The following is a 25,180-nucleotide window of genomic DNA, read 5'->3' as shown; positions in this document are numbered from 1 at the left end:
CTCGCGCTCCTGCCCGGGCCCGCACGCGGGTCCGGGCACGAAAACGCCCCCGCAATTGCCTGCGGGGGCGTTGGCTCGTCCGGGGCGGGGCGCCGTCAGGCGAGCATGGTCATCGGGGCCTCGAGATTGGCCTTTAGGGCGGAGAGGAACTGCGCGCCGAGGGCGCCGTCGATGACGCGGTGATCGACGGAGAGCGTCACCGACATCACCGTCGCCACGGCCAGCTCGCCGTCCTCGCCGACGACCGGCTTCTTCACCCCGGCGCCGACGGCGAGGATCGAGCCGTGCGGCGGGTTGATGACCGCGTCGAAGTTCTCCACGCCGAACATGCCGAGGTTGGAGATCGCGAAGGAGCCGCCCTGGTACTCGTGCGGCGCGAGCTTGCGGTCGCGGGCGCGCTTGGCGAGGTCCTTCATCTCGGCCGACAGCGCCGAGAGCGACTTCTGGTGCGCGTCCTTCAGCACCGGCGTGAACAGCCCGCCCTCGATGGCCACGGCGACGGCCACGTCGGAGGGCTTGAGCTTGAGGATGCGGTCGCCCGCCCAGACGGCGTTGGCGTCGGGGACTTCCTGCAGGGCCAGCGCGCCGGCCTTGATGATGAAGTCGTTGACGGACAGCTTCACGCCCTTCGCCTCGAGCTGCTTGTTGAGCTGCGAGCGGAACTTCAGCAGCGCGTCGAGCCGGATGTCGCGGCGCAGGTAGAAGTGCGGGATGGTCTGCTTGGCCTCGGTCAGGCGCGCGCCGATGGTCTTGCGCATGCCGTCGAGCTTGACCTCCTCGAACTCGCGGCCCTCGTACATCTTGAGCACCGCATCGGCGCCCATGCCGGCGGGCATCGGGGGCTTCTCGCCGCCCGCCGTCGCCGCCGCCTTGGGCGCCTCGGCCTTCGGCGCGGCCTGCTGCTGGCCCGGCTCGGCCTTCTCCACGTCGGCCTTGACGATGCGCCCCTTGGGGCCGGAGCCCTTCAGCTGGGCCAGGTCGAGGCCCTTGTCCTTGGCGATGCGGCGCGCCAGGGGCGAGGCGAAGATGCGCTCGCCCTTCTCCTGCGCGGCCTCGCCACCGCCGGACGGCGCCGGGGCAGGGGCAGGGGCGTCGCCACGGCCGTAGCCCTTCTGCGGCTCGGTCGCCTCGGAGGCGGCGGCGGGCTCGGCGTGGGAATCGGCGTCGCCGCTCGGGGTGGCGGGGGTGTCGGAGATATCGTCGGCGCTCTCGCCCTCCTCGAGCAGCACGGCGATGGGCTGGTTGACCTTCACCCCCTCGGTGCCCGCCTCGACGAGGATCTTGCCGACCACGCCCTCGTCGACGGCCTCGAATTCCATCGTCGCCTTGTCGGTCTCGATCTCGGCGAGCAGATCGCCGGAGGAGACGGTGTCGCCCTCCTTGACCAGCCATTTGGCCAGCGTGCCTTCCTCCATGGTCGGCGACAGGGCGGGCATCAGGATCTCGGTGGGCATTACTGTTTCTCCGTCAGGACGACGCTGGAAAAGGGGGCGGGGGCGGTGCCGCCGTCGGCTGCGGCGCGCAGGGCGGCTAAAATGGCGTCGCCGTTGGCGCCGATCCAGGCCGCGCGGGCCGTCTCGTCGGCGTCCGGGCCGACCTCGCTGTCGAGCACCTCGGCGGGGACGGTGCCCCAGTACTTGGCGTCGCCGGCGAAGACGACGATGTCGAACGCGCGCCCGCCGTCGCGGGAGCGGACGATTTCGATCTCAGTGTCGGACATCGCTTTCCTCCTCGAGGTCCACCCGGTCGAAGGGCGGCCGCACCGGCCGTCCCTCGCGCAGGTCTAGAAGCGTCCGCTCGAGCGCCGCCGCGTTCCGGGCGAGCCACTCGTAGGCGGTCTGGTGTCCCCGGCCCCCGGTGAGGGCCAGGCGCTCCGATATCAGGCCGTCGGGCACGAGCGCGGTCAAGCCATGCGCCTTGATCCGGTATGCCTCGCGCGCGCTGTCATGGCCCAGCACTTCCATGAGCCTAGCGGTAGGTGACCTTCTTCACCGCCTCGACGACCTCGTCGGTGGTGATGAGCGCGTGACGCTCGAGGTTGGCCGCGTAGGGCATGGGCACGTCCTTGCCGGTGCAGTTCAGCACGGGCGCGTCGAGCCAGTCGAAGGCGTTCTCCATGATGTAGGCCGACAGGTGGTTGGACAGCGACGCCACCGGCCAGCCCTCCTCGACGGTGACGCAGCGGTTGGTCTTCTTCACGCTCTCGATCACCGTGGCGTAGTCGAGCGGGCGCAGGGTGCGCAGGTCGATCACCTCGGCCTCGACGCCCTCGCCGGCGAGCTTCTCCGCCGCCTCGAGCGCGTAGGACATGCCGATGCCCCAGCTGACGATGGTGACGTCGCTGCCCGAGCGGGCGATCTTGGCCTTGCCGAAGGGGATGGTGAAATCGTCGAGCACCGGCACCTCGAAGGAGCGGCCGTAGAGGATCTCGTTCTCGAGGAAGATCACCGGGTTCGGGTCGCGCACCGCAGACTTGAAGAGGCCTTTGTAGTCGGCGGCGCTGTAGGGCATCACCACCTTGAGGCCTGGCACCGAGGCATACCAGGCGGCGTAGTCCTGGCTGTGCTGCGCGCCGACGCGGGCGGCGGCGCCGTTGGGGCCGCGGAACACCATCGGGCAGCCCATCTGGCCGCCGGACATGTAGAGCGTCTTGGCCGCGGAGTTGATGATCTGGTCCATCGCCTGCATGGCGAAGTTGAAGGTCATGAACTCGACGATCGGGCGCAACCCGCCGAAGGCCGCGCCGACGCCGATGCCGGCGAAGCCGTGCTCGGTGATCGGCGTGTCGATGACGCGCTTGTCGCCGAAGCGGTCGAGCAGGCCTTGGGTGATCTTGTAGGCGCCCTGGTACTCGGCAACCTCCTCGCCCATGATGAAGACGTTCTCGTCGCGCTCCATCTCCTCGGCGATGGCGCTGTTGAGCGCCTCGCGGACGGTCATCGTCTTGGTCTCGGTGCCCTCGGGATAGTCGGGGCTGGCGTCGGCCTTGGGCGGATCGGCGGGCTGCGCGGCGGCGGCGGGGGCCTTGGCCTCGCGGGTGTCGGTGTCGCCCTCGGGCGCGGCGGCGGGCTCGGCGGCGCCGGAAGACACGTCGTCGGCGGCCGAGGCGTCCTCGCCCTCCTCGAGCAGCACGGCGATGGGCTGGTTGACCTTCACCCCCTCGGTGCCTTCCTCGACGAGGATCTTGCCGATGGTGCCCTCGTCGACGGCCTCGAACTCCATCGTCGCCTTGTCGGTCTCGATCTCGGCGAGGATGTCACCCGAGGAGACGGTGTCGCCCTCCTTCACCAGCCACTTGGCCAGCGTGCCTTCCTCCATCGTCGGAGAGAGCGCGGGCATCAGGATCTCGGTTGCCATTCAGACGGCCTCCCCCTGCGGAATTTCCTTGGCGTAGATGTCGGTCCAGAGCTCTTCCATGGCCGGCTCGGGGCTCTCCTTGGAGAACTCGGCGGCCTCGTTCACCTGGTCCTTCACCTCCTTGTCGATCGACTTGAGGTCGTCCTCAGAGGCGTGCTTGCCGTCGAGCAGCATGGTGCGCACGCTCTCGATCGGGTCGCGCTCGTCGCGCATCTTCTGGACTTCCTCGCGGGTGCGGTACTTGGCCGGGTCCGACATCGAGTGGCCGCGGTAGCGGTAGGTCTTGACCTCGAGGATGTAAGGGCCGTCGCCGGCGCGGCAGTGCTCGACGGCCTTTTCGCCGGCGGCCTTGACCGCGAGCACGTCCATGCCGTCGACCTCCTCGCCCTTGATCCCGTAGGCCGCGCCGCGCTCCCACAGGCTCGGGCTCTTGGTCGAGCGCTTGACGGAGGTGCCCATGGCGTACTGGTTGTTCTCGATCACGAAGACGACGGGCAGGTCCCACAGCTGGGCCATGTTGTAGGTCTCGTAGACCTGGCCCTGGTTGGCGGCGCCGTCGCCGAAGTAGGTGAAGGTGACGCGGTCGTTGCCGAGGTACTTGTCGGCGAGCGCCAGGCCGGCCCCGATCGGCACCTGGGCGGCGACGATGCCGTGGCCGCCGTAGAAGTGCTTCTCCTTGGAGAACATGTGCATGCTCCCGCCCTTGCCCTTGGAGTAGCCGCCCTCGCGGCCGGTGAGCTCGGCCATGACCCCCTTCGGGTCCATGCCGCAGGCGAGCATGTGGCCGTGGTCGCGGTAGGAGGTGACGCGCTTGTCGCCCTCGTCGGCCGCGGCCTCGAGCCCGACGACGACGGCTTCCTGGCCGATGTAGAGGTGGCAGAAGCCGCCGATCAGGCCCATGCCGTAGAGCTGGCCGGCCTTTTCCTCGAAGCGGCGGATGAGCAGCATCTCCCGGTAGTAGTGGAGCAGCTCCTCGGCCGACACGTTGGGCTTGGCACCCGCTTTCTTGGTGGCCATCGAATCCTCCCTCTGCGGCAGATCGTTTAAAGCTAAACTATCCCTAGCAGAGGTCTCCCGCCCCTGCACCCGGAAAAGCTAACACGTCTGCCGTGCCCGACAAGACACCGCGGCTTCGGGGGAACCCGCGGCCGAAACGACGGGTTCGCGAGGTATGAATGCCGATATCCTGCTCGCCGTCGCCGCCGCGGCCCTGTTCGCCGCCGTCCACCTGTTCGCCCCCACGCTCTACCGGCTGGGCCACATTCCCCGCGCCTGGTGGGTCTCGGCGTCGGGCGGCGTGGCGGTGGCCTACGTCTTCCTCCACCTGCTCCCGGACCTCGCCGAGCACGAACACGAGCTGGCCGAGAGCGATTGGGCCGCGGGCGAGCTGGTCTACGTGCTGGCGCTGATCGGGCTGGCCGCCTTCTACGCGCTCGAGCGTCACGTCCGCGGCGGCCGCCCGCAGGACGGCAGCGGCGCGCCGCACGAGGGCGACGGCATCTTCTGGGCGCATCTCGGCTCGTTCGCGACCTATAACCTGCTGATCGGCTACCTGCTGCTGCACCGCGAGGAGACCTCGCTCGGCTCCGAGACCTTTTACGCCGTCGCCATGGCGCTGCACTTCGTCACCACCGACATCGGCCTGCGCCACGACCACCGCCACCTCTACGACCGCATCGGCCGCTGGCTGCTGGTCGGCGGCGTCGTGGGCGGGCTGGGGCTGTCGTTGATGGTGGAGCTGCCCGAGCAGGTGATCATCGCGCTGAGCGCGTTCCTCGTGGGAGGCGTGGTGCTGAACGTGCTGAAGGAAGAGCTGCCGGAAGACCGGGAGAGCCGCTTCCTGCCGTTCTTCGCCGGCGCGGCCGGCTACGGCGCGCTGCTCTTCGCGGTCCTTTAGCGGACGACGATCTCGTCGGCGCGGATCAGGCCGAGCACGTCGCGGGCGCGCTCGTCGACGAGGTCGAGATCGAGGTAGGCGTCGGACAGCCGCCGGGCGAGGTTCTCCATCTCGGCGACCTCCGCCTGCAGCAGCGCCAGCTCGGCGCGCAACTCGCGCGCCTCGGCATCCACCTCCGCGCGGCGGAACACGCCGTAATCGCCCTGCACGGCGGCGAAGACGAAGTAGAAGCTCAACAGCAGCGCCCCCACGAAATAGAGGATCGCGCCATAAGGCATACGGGTCTTGCGGGTCATGCTCGTGCCTCGTTCGGCCGCCTCTTTCGTCGGGCGGGCTCGCGGGCAAGGTGGCACAGGGCGCGGCGGGAAGGGAAGTCCCTTTCGCACCGCGCCCGCGCCGAATGGCAGCGCCGCCTCAGGTGATGCTGGCGGTGTAGATGGAGTCGATCGCCTCGGCGAGCCTGGCGTCGAACTCCTCGTCGCTCTGCTGCGCCGAGAGCCCCTCCGTCAGCGCGCGCGAGAACGAGGCGATCAGCCCCGGGTTCTTCGCCAGCAGCGCGTTCGCCTCCTCGCGCGAGTAGCCGCCCGAGAGCGCGACGACGCGCAGCACCTTCGGGTGCTCGATCAGCGGGCGGTAGAAGTCGTCCGAGGTCGGCAGCGACAGCTTGAGCATGACCTGCTCGTCCGCGCCGAGCTGCTCGAGGTTCTTCTCGATCTCCTCGCGCAGGATGCCCTCGGCCTCGCCCTTGTCGTCGATGGTGATCGTCACCTCCGGCTCGAGGATCGGCATCAGCCCGTGGCCGAGGATCTGCGCGCCGATCTTGAACTGCTGCGCGACGATCTCGGCGATGCCCTTGCGATCGGCCGCGTCGATGACCGAGCGCATCTTGGTGCCGAAGATGCCGTGCCCGACGGCCTTCTCGAGCAGGTCGTCGAGCCCGGGGATCGGCTTCATCAGCTTGACGCCGTCGGCCGCGGCCTCGAGGCCCTTGTCGACCTTCAGGAACGGCACCACGCCGCGCTCCTGCCACAGGTACTGCGCCGACGACATGCCGCCGATCTCGCGGTTCATCGTGTCCTCGAACAGGATCGCGCCGATCACCTTGTCGCCCGAGAAGGCGGGGGAGCGCACGATGCGGGTGCGCATGGCGTGGATGTGGTCGAACATCTCGGCGTCGGAGGAATACTCGCTCTCCTCGATGCCGTAGAGCTTGAGCGCCTTCGGGGTGGAGCCGCCGCTCTGGTCGAGGGCCGCGATGAACCCCTTGCCGTCGCGCATCTGCGCCGTCATCGCCTCGTTCGCCATGTCTTTCTCCCTAATTCGTCTGCGCTTTACCGGCTTATGAGAGAGCCCCGGCGCGGTTGCAAACCTGTTAGCGCCACCGGGGCAGGGGCCGTCTCACCTCAGCGCGGCGACGCCGGGCAGGGTCTTGCCCTCCATCCATTCGAGGAAGGCGCCGCCCGCCGTCGAGATGTAGGAGAAGTCGTCGGCCACGCCCGCCTGGTTGAGCGCCGAGACGGTGTCGCCGCCCCCGGCGACCGACGTGAGCTTGCCGGCGCGCGTCAGCTCGGCGGCTTTCCGGGCGGCGGCGTTGGAGGCGGCGTCGAACGGCTCGATCTCGAAGGCGCCGAGCGGGCCGTTCCAGACCAGGGTTCGGGAGCGCTCGAACACCATCCCCACATGGGCCACGCTGTCGGGCCCGGCATCGAGGATCATCGCGTCGGCGGGGACGTCCTCGGCCTTCACCACCTCGCTCTCCGCCCCGGCCTTGAACTCGCGCGCGACGACGACGTCGCGCGGCAGAAGGATCTCGCAGCCCGCCTCGGCGGCCTTGGCGGCGATCTCGCGGGCGGTGTCGGCGAGGTCATGCTCGCAGAGCGACTTGCCCACGTCGAGCCCCTGCGCGGCGAGGAACGTGTTGGCCATGCCGCCGCCGATCACCAGCGTGTCGACGCGGGTGACGAGATTGCCCAGCAGGTCGAGCTTGGTGGAAACCTTCGCGCCGCCGACCACGGCGACCACGGGCCGCTCGGGATCGCCGAGCGCGGCCTCGAGCGCCCTCAGCTCGGCCGCCATCAGCCGGCCGGCGCAGGCGGGGAGCAGGTGGGCGAGGGCCTCCGTCGTGGCATGGGCGCGGTGGGCGGCGGAGAAGGCGTCATTGCAATAGACGTCGCCGACGCTGGCGAGGCGTTCGGCGAAGCCTTCGTCGTTCTTCTCCTCGCCGGGGTTGAAGCGCACGTTCTCGAACAGCAGCACATCGCCGTCGCCCGCCCCGGCGACGGCCTCGCCGTAACCGCCCTCGACGAAGGTGACGGAGCGCCCCAGCGCCTCCTCCAGCGCCGGCACCACGTGGCGCAGCGACATCTCGGGCACGACCTGCCCCTTGGGCCGGCCGAAATGCGCCAGCAGGATCGGCAGGCCGCCCTTGTCGAGGATGTCGCGCACCGTCGGCACGATCCGCTCGATGCGGGTGGCATCGGTGACGCGGCCGTCTTCCATCGGCACGTTGATGTCGACGCGGGTCAGCACGCGCTTGCCCGCGAGGTCCATGTCGTCGAGGCTCTTCCAGCTCATCGGGATACTCCTGTGCTCGGTCGGCCCCGGTGTCAGCGCTTTGCGCCGCCGCGTCAACCGGCGGCACCCGGCGCATGGCGGCGCGCGACCGGGCCTGCCGCTTCACAACGGCGCGCGGGCGCAATAGGGTCCGCGCGACACATGCATGAGGACACCATGGCCGAGATCAAGGACCCCGAGAACACCATCCTGATGGAGCTGAAGGACGGCACCGTCACCATCGAGCTGCTGCCCGACATCGCGCCCAAGCATGTCGAGCGGATGAAGGAGCTCGCCCGCGACGGCGCCTACGACAACGTCGCCTTCCACCGCGTCATCGACGGCTTCATGGCCCAGACGGGCGATGTCGAGCACGCCAACATGGAGAAGGACTACAATCCGGGCCGCGCCGGCACCGGCAGCTCGGACAAGCCCGACCTGCCGGCCGAGTTCTCCGGCATCCCGCACGATCGCGGCACCCTCGGCGCCGCGCGCTCGCAGAACCCGAACTCGGCCAACTCGCAGTTCTTCATCAACTTTTCCGACAACCACTTCCTCAACCGGCAATACACCGTCTACGGCCGCGTCATCGCGGGGATGGAGCATGTCGACGCGATCACCCGCGGCGAGCCGCCGGCGAACCCGGACCGCATGATCTCCGTCAAGGTCGCCGCGGATGCATAGGCGCGGCGGACTTCTGGCGGCCGGTGCCGCCGCCGCGGCGCTGGCGCTCGGCTGGACGTTGCTGCCGGTGGGCGCGCAGACCGACGAGACCGCGCCCGCCGCGCCCGCCGATGCGACGGCCGGGGGCGGGGCCGCCGGCGCGCCGGGGCCGTACCTGGTGATCCAGGTCGCGGGCGAGGCGGAGGGCGAAGTCGTCATCGACCTGAACGAGGAGGCCGCGCCCAAGCACGCCGCGCGCCTTCAGGCGCTGGCCGAGAACGGGGCCTACGACGGGGTGGTGTTCCACCGGGTGATCGAGGGCTTCATGGCCCAGACCGGCGATGTCGAGTACGGCAAGACGGGCGCCAACATCGCCCGCGCCGGCACCGGCGGCTCGCACCTGCCCGATCTGGAGGCCGAGTTCTCCGACATCGCCTTCGAACGCGGCGTCGTCGGCATGGCCCGCAGCAACAACCCTGACTCCGCCAACTCGCAGTTCTTCATCATGTTCGGCCCGGCGGGGCACCTGAACGGGCAGTACACAGTGGTCGGCGAAGTGGTTGAGGGGATGGACGTCGTCGACGCCATCAAGCTCGGCACCGGCGGCAACGGCGCCATCGTCGGCGCGCCCGACGTCATGGAAGACGTCGAGGTGCGGGCCGCCGAGGAGTGATCCTTCGCGCCGTCCCCGCGGACGGGGGCGGCGCGGCTTGTCAGTAGGTGCGGATCAGGCCGACGAGGCAGCCCTGCACCTTCACCATCGCCGCCGGAAGTATCCGTGTCTCGTAGGCCGGATTCGCCGCTTCGAGCGCGATCGACGAGCCCTGGCGGCGGAAGCGCTTCAGCGTCGCCTCCTGCTCCTCGACCAGCGCGACGACCACGTCGCCGTCGTCTGCCGTCGCCGTCTCGCGGATCACCACGACGTCGCCGTCGTTGATCCCCATGTCGATCATCGAATCCCCGCGCACCTCGAGCGCGTAGTGCGGCCCGCGCCCGATCATCCCCTGCGGCACCGCCACGCGCGAACTCTCCTCGCTGATCGCGGCGATGGGCACACCCGCGGCGATGCGCCCCATCACCGGCAACTCGACCGCACCGGCGGCCTCGACCGGCTTCGCCGCGGGCGGCGGCGACGCATCGGGGCGGTCGCCCTCGATCACCCGCGGGGTAAAGCCCCGGCCTTGCAGGGCGTCGGGCAGCTTCACGATCTCCAGCGCCCGGGCCCGATGGGCGAGGCGGCGGATGAAGCCGCGCTCTTCCAGCGCGGTGATGAGCCGGTGGATTCCCGACTTCGACCGCAGGTCCAGCGCCTCCTTCATCTCGTCGAACGAGGGCGGCACACCGTCGGCCTGCAGCCGCTTGTGAATGAATTCAAGCAGATCCAGCTGTTTCTTCGTCAGCATCCGGATGGGTCTCCTCTCGCCACGCGTGATGCGCGTTCGAGGATGTTCTATGGATGTTCCCGTTTTGTGTCAACCCCGCAGCTAGAGCGCGAGGTACTCCACCTCCTCGCCGGCCTGCCGCGCGCCGTCATGGGGCGGCCGCACGAGCAGCGCGTTCGCCTCTGCCAGCACCGTCAGCAGCGCGCTGTCCTGCCGCTCGAAGGGCGTCAGGCCGGCGGGGCCGATCCGCGCCCGCATGTAGTGCTCGCGCGGGCCGTTCGCCGCCAGAGGTGCAGCCAGCGGCGCAGTGCGGCGAGGCGCGGGCGCGGCGGGGTGGCCGAGATAGGCGGCGATCATCGGCAGGATGAAGACATGCCCGCAAACCATTGCCGACACAGGATTTCCCGGCAGGCCGACCATCGCCGCATCGCCGATGCGCCCGGCCATGAGCGGCTTGCCGGGGCGCATCGCGATCTTGTAGAACGCCCGCTCGAGCCCCAGCGCCTCGGCGGCGGGGGCGACGAGGTCGTGGTCACCGACAGAGGCGCCGCCGATGGTGAGGATGAGGTCGGCGTCCTGCGCGAGCCGCAACGCGGCTTGCAGAGAGGCGACGTCGTCTCTCGCGATGGGCAGCAGCCGTGGCTCGGCGCCGGCCTCGCGCAGCAGGGCGTGGAGGCCGTAGCTGTTCGACGCGACGATCTGGTCCGGTCCCGGCTCCTCGCCCGGCTGCACCAGCTCGTCGCCAGTCGGCAGGATGGCCACCACCGGCTTGCGGTGGACCGGCACTTCCCCGTGGTTCATCGCGGCAAGGAGCGCGATGTCGGAAGGACGGAGCCGGCGCGGCGAAAGTTCATCTCCTGCGTGAAAGTCACCGCCTAACGGTCTGACGTTGCGGCTGTCTTCGATATCTTTGCCCAGGGTGATCTCGGCGTCGTCCCGCGTCACGTCCTCCTGGATCACCACGCGCTCCGCGCCCTCCGGAAGCGGCGCGCCGGTGAAGATGCGAACGGCGCTCCCCGGCTCGACCACGCCCCGGAAAGCACTCCCCGCCGCGGCCTCGCCCACCACGCGCAGGCACGCGCCCGGCCGCGCATCGGCGTCGCGGATGGCGTAGCCGTCCATGGCGGAGGCGGCGAACGGCGGCTGGTCGCGGCGGGCCGCGAGCGGTCGGGCGAGGGAGCGGTCGGCGGCCTCGGCGAGCGGGACGTGCTCGATCCCGGTGGGGCGGACGAGGCGGAACAGCTCCGCGAGCGCCTCGGCGACCGAGATCACCGGGCGTAGCGGCCCGACTTGCCGCCTTCCTTCGAGACGAGCTGCAACCCCCCGATCTCCATGTCTTTCTGCGCCGCCTTCACCATGTCGTAGACCGTCAGCGCGGCCACGGAGACCGCCGTCAGCGCTTCCATCTCGACGCCGGTGCGGCCCGTGGTGCGCACCGTGGCGGCGATGCGGATGCCGGGCAGGTCGGCGTCGGCGACGAGGTCGAGCGCGACCTTGCTCAGCGGAAGCGGGTGGCAGAGCGGGATCAGGTCGGCGGTGCGCTTGGCGCCGGTGATCCCGGCGATGCGGGCGATGCCGAGCACGTCGCCCTTCGCGGCGTCGCCCGCCTCGATCAGCGCGAGCGTGTCGACGCTCATCCGGATCCACCCCTCGGCGACGGCGGTGCGGGGGGTGACGTCCTTGTCGGTAACGTCGACCATGTGCGCCTGACCGCTCGCATCGAAGTGCGTGAGCTTCGGCATCTAAAGCCCCGTGGGCACGGGCGGATTGGCGAGGATGGCACGCGTGGCCGCGGTGACGTCCGCCTGCCGCATCAGGCTCTCACCGATGAGGAACGCGCGCGCGCCGTAGCGGGCGAGGTCGGCGAGGTCGGCCGGCGCGGCGAGGCCGCTTTCGGCGACGATCATCTTGTCCGGCGGCACCATCTTGGCGAGCGTCCGGGTCACGTCGAGCGACGTGGCGAAGGTGCGCAGATCTCGGTTGTTGATGCCGAGCAGGGTCGTCTGAAGCTGGCTGGCACGCTCGAGCTCGGCGGCGTCGTGCACCTCGACGAGCACGTCCATGCCCCAGCCCTGCGCCGCCTGCTCGAGCTCGAGCGCTTGCGCGTCGGAGACGGACGCCATGATGATGAGGATGCAATCCGCCCCGAGCGCGCGCGCCTCGGCGACCTGGTAGGGGTCGTAGAGGAAGTCCTTGCGCAGCACCGGCAGGTCGACCGCCTCGCGCGCCGCGACGAGGTAGTCGTCGTGGCCCTGGAACGACGGTCCGTCGGTCAGCACCGAGAGGCAGGCGGCGCCGCCGTCGGCGTAGGCGCGGGCGAGGGCCGGCGGGTCGAAATCCTCGCGGATCAAGCCCTTGGAGGGCGAAGCTTTCTTGATCTCCGCGATTAGCCCGTAGCCCTCGATGGAGGCCGCGTGCAGGCGTTCGGCGAAGCCGCGCACGGGCGAGGCGGCGCGGGCGCGTGCCTCGACGTCGCCGAGCGGCACCTCGCGCTTGCGCACGGCCACGTCCTCGAGCTTGTAGGCCTTGATCCGGTCGAGCACGGTCTCGGTCATGCCGCCTCCGACGTCACGCGGGCGAGGGCCTCGAGCGCCCGCAGTGCCGCGCCCCCGTCTATGCTTTCCTGTGCTATCTCAACACCTTCCTTCAGGTTGTTCGCGCGATCTGCGATGACGAGCGCGGCGGCCGCGTTGAACAGCACCGCGTCGCGGTAGGCGCCCGCCTCGCCGGTGAGCAGCGCGCGGAACGCGGTGGCGTTGTCCTCGGGCGAGCCGCCGATGATGTCGCGGAACGGGTGCTCGGGCAGGCCCGCGTCCTCGGGGTGGATCTCGTGGGCGGTGATGCGGTCGCCCTCCAGCACGGCGACGGAGGTGGGGCCGGCGATGGAGATCTCGTCGGTGCCGTCGGCGCCGTGCACCAGCCAGGCCTTCTCGGTGCCGAGCGCCTGCAGGGTCTCGGCCATCGGAAAGATCAGGTCGATCGCGAAGGCGCCGGTGAGCTGGCGCCTGACCCCGGCAGGATTCGTGAGCGGTCCCAGGATGTTGAAGATCGTCTTGCAACCAAGCTCGGCGCGGACGGGGCCGACGTGCTTCATCGCCGGGTGGTGCATCGGGGCCATCATGAAGCCGATCCCGGCCTCGCGGATGGCGCGCTCCACCACCTGCGGGCCGACCATCACGTCGATGCCGAGCGCGCCTTGCACGTCGGCGGTGCCGGACTTGGAGGACAGGTTGCGGTTGCCGTGCTTGGCGACCGGAACCCCTGCGCCGGCCACGACGAAGGCGGTGGCGGTGGAGATGTTGAGGGTGTGCTTGCCGTCGCCGCCGGTGCCGACGATGTCCATCGCGCCCTCGGGCGCCTGCACGGGGATGCAGTGGGCGCGCATCACCGCGGCGGCGGCGGCGTACTCGGAGACGCTTTCGCCGCGCGCGCGCAGGGCCATGAGCAGCCCGCCCATCTGCGCCGGAGTGGCCGTTCCCTCGAACAGGTGGGTGAACGCGGCCTCGGCCTGGGCGCGCGACAGCGGGCCCTCGGAGGCGGCGAAGATCAGCGGCTTCATGGCGTCGCTCATGCGGCGACCAGCGACATGTCGAGGAAGTTTTTCAACAGCTTGTGGCCATGTTCGGAGGCGATGCTCTCGGGGTGGAACTGCACCCCGTGGATCGGCAGTTCGCGGTGGGCGAGGCCCATGATCGTGCCGTCGGCGAGGCTCGCGGTGATCTCGAGCGTATCGGGCAGGGTCTCGCGCTCGACGACGAGCGAGTGGTAGCGCGTGGCGTCGAACGGCGAGGGCAGGCCGGCGAAGACGCTCCGGCCCTCGTGGCCGACCGCGCCGAGCTTGCCGTGGACGATCTCGTGGCAGCGCACGACCTTGCCGCCGAAGGCCTGCCCGATGGCCTGGTGACCGAGGCAGACGCCGAGGAGCGGGATGCGCGCCTCGGCGGCGGCGGCGATGAGCGACAGGCAGATGCCGGCCTGGTCGGGATCGCACGGGCCGGGCGACAAGACGATGGCCGACGGCCGCAGCGCCATCGCTTCCTGCACGTCGATCGCATCGTTGCGGCGGACCTCGGCCTGCGCCCCGAGTTCGCCGAGATAGTGCACGAGGTTGTAGGTGAAGCTGTCGTAATTGTCGATCAACAGGAGCATGTGGCAGGCCGAATTGGGGGCTACCGTCCGCGGTGCGGAAACCGGTATAGTCGGGGCCATACATGGGCCGCAATGCGCAAGGGCGTCAAGGTCCGCGCAGGCGATCGGCAGGCAAGGCAGGGTGATGGCGCAAGGGTTCGGATCCGGAGTTTTCTGGGGGCTGGTCGTGTCGGCGGCGGGGCTCTCGGCGGCGTCGCTGCTCAGCGAGCCGCCGGCGGGCGACGGACCGTCCGTGCCGCCGCAGATCGAGGGGGCGGAAGCCGGGGCGAGCGGCGCGGGCCCGGTCGAGATGGCGCCGCGGCAGGACGCGGGAGTGGACGCCAGCGACGTGGCGGTGGCGCTGCCCGGGGGCGACGACGGCGTGATCCTCGAAGGGCCGGTCGAGATGGCGCCGCGCGAGCCTGCGCCGGAGGCGCCGGGGCTCGACGTGGTGCTGCCCGAGCAGCCCGACGCGCCGGACGAGGGGGGCGCAGGGGTACCTGTCGCCTCCGACGGCGACGCGCCGAGGGCCGTGACGCCGGAGCCACTGGCGCCGCAGGGCGATCCGGACGGCGTCGCGCCCGGCGGCGCGCCGGGGAGGCTGCCGGAGGTGGGCGGCGCGGCCCCCGAGACGCCGGCGGCGCCTGGTCCGGACAGCGCTGCGGAAATTCTCGAGGCCGACGCGGGCGCGCCGGAGCGGACCGCACCGGTGGCCCTCGCCGCCGAGGAGAACGCGCAAGCCGCACCCGAGGTGGCGCAGGCGCTGGAGCCCGAGGTGGCCCTGGACGTGGCTGCGCCCGGCGCGCCGCAGGACGGGGCGGGCGTCGCGGCTCCGGCGGCGGAGGCCGAGGTGCGCGCCGGCGCGGCTCCGGCGGGGCTGGCCGACGTGGGGGAGAGCGAAGACTTCGCCGCTCCCGATGCGCCCGACCTCGCGCCCGAGGTGTCGACAGCGGCGCAGGGGCCGACGGCGCCCGAGGTGGGCGAAGGGGTCCAGGTCCCGGAGGGCGAGGCGGCCGTGCGGACGGGCGCGGCGCCGAACGGACTGGCGGCGGCGAGCGAGGGCGCGGCGTATGACCGCCCTGAAGAGCCGGAGGCCGCGCCCGACGTGGCGATCGCAGCCGAGCGGCTGGGCGAGCCGGAGGCGGGCGAGGGTGTCGTCGCGCCGCGCGCCGACGAGGACGTGCGCACGGCGGCCGCGCCGGGGCCGCTGGCGGCGCAGGACGCGCCCGGGGCCGCCGTGCCGGGGCGCAGCTTGCCCGCGCCGGATGTCGCCGACGTGACCGGCGGGCTGACCACGCCCGGCACCGAGGACGACACGCTCGACGCCGCGCCCGAGGCTGGCGCGCCTGCGGCGACCGCGCCGCCGGGCCTCGCTGCGCCTGCCGAGGACGCGCCCGCCGACGTCGCCACCGCGCCCGCCGCGCCGCCACCGCCCGACGAGGAACAGGTGGAGACGATCGTCGTCGAGGTCGCGCCCGCCGAGCCCGCCGTGCCGGACGAGCCCGAGACCCCGGCCAGCCGCTTCGCCTTGCTGTCGGAGTCCGGCTCGACGCTGCCGGGCCAGCCCGTCACGCCCGTCACCGAAACGCCGGAGCCGGAGGCGGACGCCACCGCGCTCGAAGCCTACGCCGCGCCCTACGAGCCGGACGGTCGGCCGATGATGTCGATAATCCTGCTCGACGACGGCGCGCTGCCGGGCGCGGCGGCGGCGCTGGCTGGCCTGCCGGTCGCGGTGACCGTCGCCGTCGACCCCGCCCATGCGGATGCGGCGGCGCTGGCGGCGACCTACCGCGCGCAGGGCTTCGAGGTCGGAGTGCTGGCGCGGGTGCCGCCGGGGGCGACGCCGCAGGATGTCGAGGTGGCGATGGAAGTCGCGTTCTCGGCGGTGCCGGAGGCGGTGATCCTGTTCGACGCGGGGGGCGACGGGCTGCAGGGCAACCGCGCCGCGCTGGAGCAGACGACGGCCGCGCTCGCCGCCGACGGACGCGGACTGGTGGCCTACGCCGAAGGGCTCAACAGCGGCGTACGCGCGGCGGAGCGGGCGGGGGTGCCGGCGATCGAGGTCTACCGCGACCTCGACGGCGACGGACAGGAGGCCCGGGTCATCCGCCGCTTCCTCGAACAGGCCGCCTTCCGGGCGCGGCAGGAGAGCGGTGTCGTGGTCATGGCGCGGGTCCGGCCCGACACGATCTCGGCGCTGAACCTCTGGGGCACCGCGCAGCGCGAGGGGCAGGTCGCCGTCGCGCCCGTGTCGGCCTTGTTGAAGAACGACGGATAAGAAATTGATTTCTTGAGGTCTTCACTGACTGCTATCCCATAGCAGTCGCCGCGCTACCCGATAGCCTGGTGCGGAGCTTGGATAGCTCCGCCAGCCTCCCCAAACCTCCTCACACGGCGCTGCTGCCAGTTTCGCCGCCCGACCGAGGAGGGGGATCACGATGAAGAGCACGACGGAGATACGGCGCGAGGCATTCCTCGTGCCGGGCATGGTGACCTGCCGGGCGCTCCCGCGGCTGCCGCTCGGCGAGGCCAGCGCCTGGCGGGCGGCGCGGCACGGCGAGACGGTGAAGGCGTGGTTTCCCGGCTGGAACCTGTTCTGGGGCGAGGCGCCCTCCGCCGGGCTCGCCGCGGCCGGGTTCGGCGCGCCGGAGGCCGTCGTCATGGACCCCGCACGCGGGGCGGGCTGGATCATCGTGCCCGAGGATGCCGCGCGGCTCGGCCAATGCCTCGCGCCGGGCGACGTGGTGCGGCTGAAGCGCGCCGGGGCCGGGCCGGACCTGTGGCTGCGGCGCGCCGGAAGCGGATGGAACCAGGCGGTGCAGACGGGGCCGGCGGGCGAAGACGAGCCCGATGGGCGCTGGGTGCTGCTGCCGGCGCCGCCCGGGCGCTGCGGCATCGTGCTGGCCGATCCGGCGGCCCCGCGCCTCACCCTCGCGCCCTACAAGGGGCTGCTCGAGACGACGACGAACGAGGCGGACGTGGCGCCGGTGATGTTCCTGCGGGGATAAGTTGGGGCGGTGGGCCGGGCTGAAGCCCGGCCTACGGAGCCGCGGGACTAACGGTTGCCGTCGCCGCGGAACTTGGTGGCGTCTTCGGCGGCGCGGCGGATGGCGTTGGATTTGTGCACCGTCTCCTGGTACTCGGCCTCCGGGTCGCTGTCGTAGACCACCCCGCCGCCGGCCTGGATGTAGAGCGTCTCGTCCTGCACCACCGCAGTGCGCAGCGCGATGCACATGTCCATGTCGCCGCCGGCGCTGAAGTAGCCGACGCCGCCGCCGTAGACGCCGCGCTTCTCCGGCTCCAGTTCGTCGATGATCTCCATCGCCCGCACCTTGGGCGCGCCCGACACCGTGCCCGCCGGCAGGCCGGCGAGCAGGGCCGACAGCGCGTCCTCGCCCTCGGCGAGCTCGCCGACGACGTTGGACACGATGTGCATCACGTGGCTGTAGCGCTCGATGACGAATTGTTCGGTCGGGCGCACGGTGCCGATCTTCGACACCCGGCCGGCGTCGTTGCGGCCCAGGTCGAGGAGCATCAGGTGCTCGGCCAGCTCCTTCTTGTCGGCGAGCAGCTCGGCCTCGTTGGCGCGGTCTTCCTCGGGCGTCGCGCCGCGCGGGCGGGTGCCGGCGATGGGGCGTACGGTGACCTCGTCGCCGAAGACCCGCACGAGGATCTCGGGGCTCGCGCCGACGACCTGGAAGCCGCCGAAGTTGAAGAAGAACATGAACGGCGACGGGTTGGTGCGGCGCAGCGAGCGGTAGAGCGCGAAGGGCGGCTCGCGGAATTCCTGCGCCCAGCGTTGCGACGGCACCACCTGGAAGATGTCGCCGGCACGGATGTAGTCCTTGGCCTTCTCCACCGCCGCCCGGTAGCCCTCGGGCGTGAAGTTCGAGCGCGGCGGCGCGGCGGGCCGGGTGTCGCCGAGGGCACGGCCGGCGAGCGCGACGGGCCGGTCGAGCGCGCGCTGCGCGTCCATTACCCGCTCGGCGGCCTGGGCGTAGGCGGCGCGCGCCGACTGCTCGCCGCCGGCCCAGGCGGGGGCGCAGAGGATGACTTCGCCCTTCACCCCGTCGAGCACCGCGATCACCGAGGGGCGCAGCAGCAGCGCGTCGGGCAGGCCGAGCGGGTCGGCGGGGACGTCGGGCAGGCGCTCGACGAGGCGGATCATGTCGTAGCCCAGGTAGCCGAACAGCCCGGCCGAGGCGGCGGGCAGGTCGTCGGGCAGCTCGATGCGGCTCTCGGCGAGCAACGCGCGCAGGGTGTCGAGCGGGTGGCCGTCGAGCGTCTCGAAGGCGTCGTCGTCGTAGCGGGCGGCGCGGTTGAGCCGCGAGGTCTCGCCGCGGCACTCCCAGATCAGGTCGGGGTTCATGCCGATGATCGAGTAGCGCCCGCGGACCTCGCCGCCGGTGACGCTCTCGAGCATGAAGGCGTGCCTGCCCGCGTCCGACAGCTTGAGCATCAGCGACACCGGCGTGTCGAGATCGGCCGCGAGGCGGGTGTAGATCAGCTGGTTCCGCCCCGCCTCGAAGCCGGCGCGGAAGGTCTCGAAGTCGGGGGTCAGGGCCATGGTCTCAGCGGAAGGTGGCGTTGACCGCCTCGACGGCGGACTGGTCGAGCCGGACCTCCGTCGAGGTCTGCACGGCGCGGGTGAAGACGTCGAAGATGTCCTGCACCACGCCGCCCTGGGCGCGCTCGGCGAGCGTCGCGGCGTCGGCGGCGACGCGGGCGTTGTCGGGGTAGGCGGCGCGGGTGCCGCGCAGCTGGACCACGATGGCGCCGCTTTCCGTCTCGACGGCCCGGGCCTCGCCCTCTTCCATCTCGAACACCTGCGCGACGAAGCCCGGCGGCGTGCCGCCGATGACCGCGCGGCGGTCGACGCCGATCTCGGCGATGGGGGCGGGCATCTGGTCGGTGAAGCGGCCGGTCTCCTCGATGGTGGCGGCCATTTCCTCGGCGCGGGCGAGCAGGCGCTCGCTGCGCTGCGCCTCGCGCCAGGCGGCGGCAACCGCCTCGCGGGTCTCCTCGAGCGGGATCGGCGCGGGCTCGCGAACCTCGTCGACGCGCAGCGCGAAGATGCCGCCGTCCTCGAGCTCGACCAGCTCGGGGAAGTCTTCTGGCCGGGCCGAGGCGGCCTCGGCGCGGAACGCGGCGTAGGCGGCGAGGCCGTCGCGGCTGTCGTCGGTATAGGTTAGGGTGCCGAGCTCGAGGTCGGTGCGCTCGGAGAGGTCCTCGAGGGTGGCGCCGCCGGCGATGAGGTCGGCGATCTCCTCGCCGACCGACTGGACCCGGCGCCGCGCCACGTCGGCGGCGAGCTCGACGCGCAGGTCGGCCTCGGCCTCCTCGAGCGGCACCTCCTGGGCGGGCAGCACCGCGTTCATGCGGAACAGAGCCGGGCCGAGATCGGTCGGGTGCGGGCCGACGACGTCGCCGGGCCGGGCGGCGAACACCGCCTCGCCGGCCGCGCCGAGCCGGTCCTGCGCCACGTCGCCGAGGTCGATGTCGGCGAGGTCGAGGCCGCGGGCGCGCACCTCGCTGTCGAAGTCGCTCTCGCCGCTCTCGATGCGCGCCAGGGCGGCCGCGGCGGCGTCCTCGTCGGGGAAGATCAGCCGCTCGACGAGGCGCCGCTCGGGGCGGACGTAGTCGTCGATGCGCTCGTCGTAGAGCGCCTGCAGGTCGGCCCGGTCGACCTCCACGTCGTCGAGGATCATGTCGGGCGTGAGCGCCGCGTAGGTGATCTCGCGGGTCTCGGGGCGGGTGAAGGCGTCGAGGTTGGCCTCGTAGTAGGCCTGCAGCTCGGCATCGGTCGGCTCGGGGATCGGCTCGGCGAGGTCGTCCTCGTCGAGTTCGGCCCAGACGAAGCTACGGGTCTCGCCGAGATAGGCGGCGATGACGTCGGCGTAGGTGTCGGATTCGGGGATGGCGGCGACGACGGCGCGCTGCAGCAGGCCGCGGGCGAGCTGCTCGCGGATCTCGCTTTCGTACTCGCCCTCGGTCAGGCCGTTGCGGTCGAGCGCGAACTTGTAGCCCTCCCGGTCGAAGCTGCCGTCGAGGCCCTGGAAGGCGGGGCTGGCGCGCACCTCGGCGGCGACGCGGCCGTCGCCGGCGGACAGGCCGAGCTCGGCGGCCTCGTTGTCGAGGGTGCGGCGCGAGATCAGCGACGACAGCACCATGCGGTCGATGCCGAACTGCTCGACCTCGGAGAAGGTGAGGGTCTGGCCGGTCTGCTGCTGGAGCTGGTTGATCTGGCGGTTCAGCTCGCGGGCGTAATCCTGGATGGCGATTTCCTTCTCGCCGACGCTGCCGAGGGTGCGCACGTTGCCGCTCAGCCCCGTCGCCCCGAAGCCGATCAGGCCAAAGAACAGCAGACCCAGGATCACCCAGGTCGCGACGGTCTTCGCGGAATTCTTCGCCATTTGCTTGTCTCCTTCGCGCGTCCGGACTTCTCTATGGTGCGCGTGCGGGGTGTTCAAGTGAGCCGCACCGCCGCGAGGCGCTCGGCCAGCGTGGCGATGCCGGTGCGGTCGACGTTGGCGAAGGCGATGCGCATCTCGCGCGCGCCCGCGCCGTCGTCGGCGGGGCGGAACATCGTGCCCGGCAGCAGCAGCACCCCGGCCTCCCTCACCAGCCGGCGCGCGGCCTCGTTGCTGGGCAGGTCGAACGGGTGCTCGACATAGGCGAAATAGGCGCCGCAGCCCCTGAGCCGCCAGCCGGGCAGGTCGGAGAAGTGCTCCTCCATCGCCGCGCGGCGGTCGAGGATCTCGGCGCGCTCGCCAGCGAGCCACTGGCCGAGGTGCTCCATCCCCCAGAGCGCCCCCATCTGTCCGAGCTGCGGCGCGCAGATCGCGACCGTGTCGAGGAACTTCTCCGCCTCCGCCAGCAGCGCCTCGCTCGCCACCATCGCGCCGGTGCGGTGGCCGGTGAGGCGGTAGGCCTTCGAGAAGGAGTAGAGCTGCACGAGCGTGTCGGGCCAGTCGGCATCGGTGAAGAGGTCGTGCGGCGCCTCGCTGCGGCTGTCGAAGTCGCGGTAGGTCTCGTCGACCACCAGCTTCAGCCCGCGCGCCCGGGCCAGCTCGTAGAATTCGCGCACCAGGTCGGCCGGGTACTCGACGCCGCCGGGGTTGTTGGGCGTGACGAGGACGATGGCGCGGGTGCGCTCGGTGATGCGGCGCGCGGCGTCCTCGGGGTCGGGCAGCAGGTCGTCGCCGGTGGGCAGCGGCACCAGGCGCAGCCCGTCCATCTCGAGCCACATGGCGTGGTTGAAATAGTAGGGCACCGGCAGCAGCACCTCGTCGCCCTCGCCGCAGATCGCCGACATCGCGGCGCTGAAGGCCTGGTTGCAGCCGGCGGTGATCGCCACCTGCGCGGGCGCGACGGCGCCGCCGTAGGCGCGGCTCCAGGTCTCGGCGATCCTCTCGCGCAGGGCGGGCAGGCCGAGGACGGGGCCGTAGAGGTGCGAACCGGCTTCGTTGAGCACCATCTCCGCCATCGCCCGCCGCATCGGCTCTGGGGGCGGATCGACCGGCGCGGCCTGGCTGACGTTCAGCAGCGGCCGCTCGGGCGGGAAGGTCGCGCCCTGAAGCCAGCGACGGGCTTCCATGACCGGTGGGGCGAAGGTCTGTTCGGTTCTCGACATCTGGCGGGCCTCCCTGCTGCGAGGCCCTTGTTCACCGCCCGCGCGGGATCCGCAAGGGCAGCGCGAAGCGGCCCGGCCCGAGCGCCGCGAGCGCCAGGCAGCCGCCGGCGACCGCCCAGTTCTTGACGAAGATCGTCATCTGCCACGGATCGTCGGGCAGGAAGTGGAACAGGCTCGTCGCGCCGCAATAGGCGGCGAGGGCGAGCGCCGTCGGCGTCACCGCCACGCCGAGCACCAGCGCCAGCCCGGCGGCGGCATTGAAGGCGAGGGCGGGCCAGACGAGCAGCGTCGGCAGGCCCCGGTCGGTGAGCAGCCCGATCGCGTCGCCGGGGCTGACCAGCTTCTGCACGGCACCGCCCAGGAACAGCACCGCCAGCAGCAGGCGGGCGGCGAGGGCGGCGGCGTCGCGCCAGTCGGGGGAGGGGGTGTGCATGGGGCCGAGATATGCCGCCGCGCCCGCGCGTCGAGGCCGCTTGCCGAGACGGTGATCGCCCGGCAAGGTCCGCGCCATGGAGCTGCAACTGGACGCCGACGGGCTCACCGCCTTTCTCGCCCGCGACTTTCCGCAGGTCGCCGACCAGCTGCGCATCGAGTCGGTCGCGCCGATGGCGCTGCGGCTGCGCATGCTGATCGACGAGCGCCACCTGCGGCCGGGTGGCACGGTGTCGGGGCCGGCGATGTTCGGCCTCGCCGACGTCGGCGTCTACCTCGCGATCCTGGCGATGGTCGGGCCGGTGGCGCTGGCGGTGACGACGAGTTGCTCGGTGGACTTCATGCGCAAGCCCGCCGCCGGCGCCGACCTCGTCGCCGAGGTGCGGCTGCTCAAGCTCGGCCGGGTGCTGGCGGTGGGCGACGCGCTTATCCACTCCGACGGCGTCGCCGCCCCGGTGGCGCGGGCGTCGCTGACCTACTCGATCCCACCCGCGATGGGGTAAAATGGTACCATAATCTCAAGCTGTTGTTTTGGCTTCGTATTTCCGGCGTCGCGCCGCTTGACTGGCGCGAAGGCATGGCTATAACCCGCTCATCCGAACGTACCCGCGCGTCTCCCACGAGGCGCGCTTGCCACATCCAGGACCCGACATGAAAACTTTCACCGCTACCCCGGCGGACATCGACAAGAAGTGGATCGTGATCGACGCCGAAGGCGTCGTCCTCGGCCGTCTCGCGTCGATCGTCGCCACCCGGCTGCGCGGCAAGCACAAGCCGAGCTTCACCCCGCACATGGACATGGGCGACAACGTCATCGTCATCAACGCCGACAAGGTGCAGCTGACGGGCAACAAGCGCAACAAGCCCAACTACTGGCACACCGGCTACCCGGGCGGCATCAAGTCGCGCACCACGGGCCAGATCCTCGAAGGCGCCCACCCCGAGCGCGTCGTCATGCAGGCCGTCAAGCGCATGCTCCCGGGCAACCGCCTGAGCCGCAAGCAGATGACCCACCTGCGCGTCTTCGCCGGTGCCGAGCACGGCATGGAGGCCCAGAAGCCCGAAGTTCTGGACGTCAAGTCCATGAACAAGAAGAACACGAGGACCGCGTAATGGCCGAACAAGTCACTTCCCTCGAAGAGCTCGGCCAGGTCGCCGAGGGCCTGCCCCAGGCCGAGCCGGAAACCCCGCGCGAGCCCGTCCGCGACGAGTACGGCCGCTCCTACGCGACCGGCAAGCGCAAGGACGCCGTCGCCCGCGTCTGGATCAAGCCGGGCTCCGGCAAGTTCCTGATCCGCGACCACAAGGGGAACTTCATCGACTACAGCGAGTATTTCGCGCGCCCGGTGCTGCAGATGATCCTGCGCCAGCCGTTCCAGGTCGCCGGCGTCGAAGGCCAGTTCGACGTCCAGGCCACCGTCAAGGGCGGCGGCCTCTCCGGCCAGGCCGGCGCGGTCAAGCACGGCATCTCCAAGGCCCTGCAGCTCTACGACCCGTCCCTGCGCGGCGCGCTCAAGGCCGCCGGCTTCCTCACCCGCGACAGCCGCGTGGTCGAGCGCAAGAAGTACGGCAAGGCCAAGGCCCGCCGCTCGTTCCAGTTCTCCAAGCGCTGATCGGTACGACATCTGTTCGAGAAGGGCGGTCCCTCGGGGCCGCCCTTCTTCTTTGCGCCGCCCGAGGTCCGTTCGCGGCGCGCGGCGTCGCAAACCGGCCGGACGGGCCCGCCGCCCCGGGCGCAGCCTCGGGGAAGGACGGGAGGGCCGCGATGAACCTGCATTACCGCGACAGCCGCAAGATCGATCCCAGCTGCGCTCCCCGGCCCGGCGACGACACGCCCGACGACGACGACCGCATCGAGATCGGCCCGACCCGGCTCGCCTGCGCGGAATGGGCGGCGGCGGGGCTGGAGCTGCCCGACCTGCCGGCGATGCGCCGCTACCGCTGGGAGCGGCTCACCGCACACGTGCAGGCGCGGGGCCTCGCGGGGCTGCTGATGTTCGACCCGCTCAACATCCGCTACGCCACCGATTCCACCAACATGCAGCTCTGGAACAGCCACAACCCGTTCCGCGCGGTGCTGCTCTGCGCCGACGGCTACATGGTGATCTGGGATTACCGCAACTCGCCGTTCCTGTCGGCCTTCAACCCGCTGGTGCGCGAGGCGCGCTCGGGGGCGGACCTGTTCTACTTCGACCGCGGCGACCGCATCGACCTCGCCGCCGACAGCTTCGCCAACGAGGTGCGGCTGCTGCTCGCCGCCCACGGCGAGGGCCGGCGGCTGGCGGTGGACAAGGTGATGCTGCACGGGCTGCGGGCGCTCGAGGCGCAAGGCCTGGAGGTGGTGCCCGGCGAGGAGGTCACCGAGAAGAGCCGCGCGGTGAAGGGGCCCGACGAGATCCGCGCCATGCGCTGCGCGCTCCATGCCTGCGAGGCCGCCGTGGCGCGGATGGAGGACTTCGCCCGCACCGAGGTGCCGCGCGGCGGGGTCAGCGAGGACGACATCTGGGCGGTGCTGCACGCCGAGAACATCCGCCGCGGCGGCGAGTGGATCGAGACCCGGCTGCTCACCTCCGGCCCGCGCACCAACCCCTGGTTTCAGGAATGCGGCCCCCGCATCGTGCGCGAGAACGAGATCGTCGCCTTCGACACGGACCTCGTCGGCGCCTACGGCATCTGCTCGGACATCTCGCGCAGCTGGTGGATCGGCGACGGCCCGGCGCGGCCCGACATGGTCGAGGCCTACCGCGTCGCGCGCGAGCACCTCGCCGCCAACATGGCGCTGCTGCGCCCCGGGGCGAACCTGCCCGACATCAGCCGCGCCGCGCACGTGCTGCCCGAGCAATACCAGGCGCAGAAATACGGCTGCCTGATGCACGGCGTGGGCCTGTGCGACGAGTGGCCCCTCGTCGCCTATCCCGACGCCCTGGTCGAGGGCGCGTTCGACTACCCGCTCGAGCCGGGGATGACCCTCTGCGTCGAGGCGCTGGTGAGCGCGCCGGGGGCGAATTTCTCGATCAAGCTCGAGGACCAGGTGCTGATCACCGAGACCGGCGTCGAGAACCTCACGCGCTATCCCTTCGACCCCCGCCTCGGCGGCTAGCGCGCCCCGCCGCGCCGGTACTGCATGCGAGGGCA

The 25,180-nt window shown here is 71.3% G+C and carries 27 protein-coding genes; 9 read left to right on the top strand and 18 right to left on the bottom strand.

The features are described from left to right. Positions 1-95: 95 nt before the first annotated feature. Genes OG2516_RS03245 through pdhA form a run of 5 tightly spaced genes read right to left on the bottom strand, consistent with a single transcriptional unit; the run spans position 96 to position 4,374 of the window. Entirely contained in the window at positions 96-1,454 is a 1,359-nt protein-coding gene (locus tag OG2516_RS03245; protein ID WP_007254184.1) for a pyruvate dehydrogenase complex dihydrolipoamide acetyltransferase, read from the bottom strand. Continuing rightward, complete coding sequence (locus OG2516_RS03240) at positions 1,454-1,720, bottom strand: hypothetical protein (RefSeq protein WP_007254183.1); 267 nt, start codon at positions 1,718-1,720, stop codon at positions 1,454-1,456. Before OG2516_RS03240 ends, OG2516_RS03245 begins: the two co-directional genes overlap by 1 nt. Next, complete coding sequence (locus OG2516_RS03235; RefSeq protein ID WP_007254182.1) at positions 1,707-1,964, bottom strand: hypothetical protein; 258 nt, start codon at positions 1,962-1,964, stop codon at positions 1,707-1,709. The genes OG2516_RS03240 and OG2516_RS03235 overlap by 14 nt, the downstream gene beginning before the upstream one ends. A gap of 4 nt (positions 1,965-1,968) precedes the next feature. Continuing rightward, a complete protein-coding gene (locus OG2516_RS03230; RefSeq protein WP_007254181.1) occupies positions 1,969-3,357 on the bottom strand; it encodes a pyruvate dehydrogenase complex E1 component subunit beta in 1,389 nt (462 codons plus the stop codon). After that, positions 3,358-4,374 (bottom strand): pyruvate dehydrogenase (acetyl-transferring) E1 component subunit alpha, encoded by a 1,017-nt coding sequence (gene pdhA, locus OG2516_RS03225; protein WP_007254180.1) that lies wholly within the window; start codon positions 4,372-4,374, stop codon positions 3,358-3,360. Between the two features lie 154 nt (positions 4,375-4,528). On the opposite strand from pdhA, the gene OG2516_RS20625 reads away from it, so the two are divergent. Beyond that, positions 4,529-5,254, top strand: a complete 726-nt coding sequence (locus tag OG2516_RS20625) for a hypothetical protein (RefSeq protein ID WP_007254179.1) — start codon at positions 4,529-4,531, stop codon at positions 5,252-5,254. On the opposite strand, the gene OG2516_RS03215 is transcribed toward OG2516_RS20625, so the two are convergent. From OG2516_RS03215 to OG2516_RS03205, 3 genes are all read right to left on the bottom strand, one after another. Next, positions 5,251-5,550 (bottom strand): FtsB family cell division protein, encoded by a 300-nt coding sequence (locus OG2516_RS03215; RefSeq protein WP_007254178.1) that lies wholly within the window; start codon positions 5,548-5,550, stop codon positions 5,251-5,253. The two genes, OG2516_RS20625 and OG2516_RS03215, sit on opposite strands and share 4 nt — an antisense overlap. 118 nt (positions 5,551-5,668) lie before the next feature. Further along, positions 5,669-6,559 carry a fructose bisphosphate aldolase gene (locus OG2516_RS03210; RefSeq protein ID WP_007254177.1) on the bottom strand — a complete coding sequence of 297 codons (891 nt, stop codon included), beginning with the start codon at positions 6,557-6,559 and terminating at the stop codon, positions 5,669-5,671. A gap of 93 nt (positions 6,560-6,652) precedes the next feature. Beyond that, positions 6,653-7,828: a phosphoglycerate kinase gene (locus tag OG2516_RS03205; protein ID WP_007254176.1), complete on the bottom strand. Its 1,176-nt coding sequence runs from the start codon at positions 7,826-7,828 to the stop codon at positions 6,653-6,655. Between the two features lie 156 nt (positions 7,829-7,984). On the opposite strand from OG2516_RS03205, the gene OG2516_RS03200 reads away from it, so the two are divergent. Both OG2516_RS03200 and OG2516_RS03195 read left to right on the top strand, forming a co-directional pair. Next, positions 7,985-8,491 (top strand): peptidylprolyl isomerase, encoded by a 507-nt coding sequence (locus OG2516_RS03200; protein ID WP_007254175.1) that lies wholly within the window; start codon positions 7,985-7,987, stop codon positions 8,489-8,491. Further along, the gene (locus OG2516_RS03195; protein ID WP_007254174.1) at positions 8,484-9,143 is read left to right on the top strand and encodes a peptidylprolyl isomerase; all 660 of its coding nucleotides are present in this window, start codon (positions 8,484-8,486) and stop codon (positions 9,141-9,143) included. The genes OG2516_RS03200 and OG2516_RS03195 overlap by 8 nt, the downstream gene beginning before the upstream one ends. A 40-nt stretch (positions 9,144-9,183) precedes the next feature. Here the strand turns inward: OG2516_RS03195 and lexA are convergent, their stop codons facing one another. The 6 genes from lexA to OG2516_RS03165 all read right to left on the bottom strand — a co-directional run bounded on the left by lexA (position 9,184) and on the right by OG2516_RS03165 (position 14,001). Beyond that, on the bottom strand, positions 9,184-9,873 hold the full coding sequence (gene lexA / locus OG2516_RS03190; RefSeq protein WP_007254173.1) for a transcriptional repressor LexA: 690 nt from the start codon (positions 9,871-9,873) through the stop codon (positions 9,184-9,186). Between the two features lie 81 nt (positions 9,874-9,954). Beyond that, positions 9,955-11,124 carry a molybdopterin molybdotransferase MoeA gene (locus tag OG2516_RS03185; RefSeq protein WP_007254172.1) on the bottom strand — a complete coding sequence of 390 codons (1,170 nt, stop codon included), beginning with the start codon at positions 11,122-11,124 and terminating at the stop codon, positions 9,955-9,957. Next, positions 11,121-11,594: a cyclic pyranopterin monophosphate synthase MoaC gene (gene moaC, locus OG2516_RS03180; RefSeq protein WP_007254171.1), complete on the bottom strand. Its 474-nt coding sequence runs from the start codon at positions 11,592-11,594 to the stop codon at positions 11,121-11,123. Before moaC ends, OG2516_RS03185 begins: the two co-directional genes overlap by 4 nt. Next, positions 11,595-12,407, bottom strand: a complete 813-nt coding sequence (trpC, locus tag OG2516_RS03175) for an indole-3-glycerol phosphate synthase TrpC (protein WP_007254170.1) — start codon at positions 12,405-12,407, stop codon at positions 11,595-11,597. It lies immediately after the preceding gene. After that, complete coding sequence (gene trpD, locus OG2516_RS03170; protein ID WP_040614934.1) at positions 12,404-13,423, bottom strand: anthranilate phosphoribosyltransferase; 1,020 nt, start codon at positions 13,421-13,423, stop codon at positions 12,404-12,406. The genes trpC and trpD overlap by 4 nt, the downstream gene beginning before the upstream one ends. Further along, positions 13,420-14,001 (bottom strand): anthranilate synthase component II, encoded by a 582-nt coding sequence (locus OG2516_RS03165; protein WP_007254168.1) that lies wholly within the window; start codon positions 13,999-14,001, stop codon positions 13,420-13,422. Before OG2516_RS03165 ends, trpD begins: the two co-directional genes overlap by 4 nt. 124 nt (positions 14,002-14,125) lie before the next feature. Here OG2516_RS03165 and OG2516_RS18850 point away from each other — a divergent pair, with 124 nt between their 5' ends. Next, positions 14,126-16,258 (top strand): divergent polysaccharide deacteylase family protein, encoded by a 2,133-nt coding sequence (locus OG2516_RS18850; protein ID WP_007254167.1) that lies wholly within the window; start codon positions 14,126-14,128, stop codon positions 16,256-16,258. 160 nt (positions 16,259-16,418) lie between these two features. After that, a complete protein-coding gene (locus OG2516_RS03155) occupies positions 16,419-16,988 on the top strand; it encodes a hypothetical protein (RefSeq protein ID WP_007254166.1) in 570 nt (189 codons plus the stop codon). Positions 16,989-17,035: 47 nt separating this feature from the next. Here OG2516_RS03155 and trpE read toward each other — a convergent pair whose 3' ends face one another. From trpE to OG2516_RS03135, 4 genes are read right to left on the bottom strand one after another with little or no spacing between them, the layout of a single operon-like run. Further along, positions 17,036-18,547, bottom strand: coding sequence for an anthranilate synthase component I (gene trpE, locus OG2516_RS03150; protein WP_007254165.1), 1,512 nt, complete (start codon positions 18,545-18,547; stop codon positions 17,036-17,038). 4 nt (positions 18,548-18,551) lie between these two features. Then, complete coding sequence (locus tag OG2516_RS03145) at positions 18,552-20,393, bottom strand: peptidylprolyl isomerase (protein ID WP_007254164.1); 1,842 nt, start codon at positions 20,391-20,393, stop codon at positions 18,552-18,554. Between the two features lie 53 nt (positions 20,394-20,446). After that, complete coding sequence (locus OG2516_RS03140; protein WP_040614932.1) at positions 20,447-21,613, bottom strand: aminotransferase; 1,167 nt, start codon at positions 21,611-21,613, stop codon at positions 20,447-20,449. 31 nt (positions 21,614-21,644) lie between these two features. Continuing rightward, on the bottom strand, positions 21,645-22,046 hold the full coding sequence (locus tag OG2516_RS03135) for a DoxX family protein (RefSeq protein WP_007254162.1): 402 nt from the start codon (positions 22,044-22,046) through the stop codon (positions 21,645-21,647). A 76-nt stretch (positions 22,047-22,122) separates the two neighbouring features. On the opposite strand from OG2516_RS03135, the gene OG2516_RS03130 reads away from it, so the two are divergent. The 4 genes from OG2516_RS03130 to dddP all read left to right on the top strand — a co-directional run bounded on the left by OG2516_RS03130 (position 22,123) and on the right by dddP (position 25,145). Then, positions 22,123-22,548 carry a PaaI family thioesterase gene (locus OG2516_RS03130; protein WP_007254161.1) on the top strand — a complete coding sequence of 142 codons (426 nt, stop codon included), beginning with the start codon at positions 22,123-22,125 and terminating at the stop codon, positions 22,546-22,548. A 148-nt stretch (positions 22,549-22,696) separates the two neighbouring features. Beyond that, complete coding sequence (rplM, locus tag OG2516_RS03125; RefSeq protein ID WP_007254160.1) at positions 22,697-23,158, top strand: 50S ribosomal protein L13; 462 nt, start codon at positions 22,697-22,699, stop codon at positions 23,156-23,158. Beyond that, complete coding sequence (rpsI, locus tag OG2516_RS03120) at positions 23,158-23,658, top strand: 30S ribosomal protein S9 (protein WP_007254159.1); 501 nt, start codon at positions 23,158-23,160, stop codon at positions 23,656-23,658. The genes rplM and rpsI overlap by 1 nt, the downstream gene beginning before the upstream one ends. A 152-nt stretch (positions 23,659-23,810) precedes the next feature. After that, positions 23,811-25,145 (top strand): dimethylsulfonioproprionate lyase DddP, encoded by a 1,335-nt coding sequence (dddP, locus tag OG2516_RS03115; protein WP_007254158.1) that lies wholly within the window; start codon positions 23,811-23,813, stop codon positions 25,143-25,145. The last annotated feature ends 35 nt before the right edge of the window (positions 25,146-25,180 follow it).

This window comes from Oceanicola granulosus HTCC2516 (assembly GCF_000153305.1).
Taxonomy (GTDB): Bacteria; Pseudomonadota; Alphaproteobacteria; order Rhodobacterales; family Rhodobacteraceae; genus Oceanicola; species Oceanicola granulosus.
The sequence above is the reverse complement of the archived record's forward strand: the minus strand, read 5'-3'. Positions and strand labels throughout refer to the sequence as shown.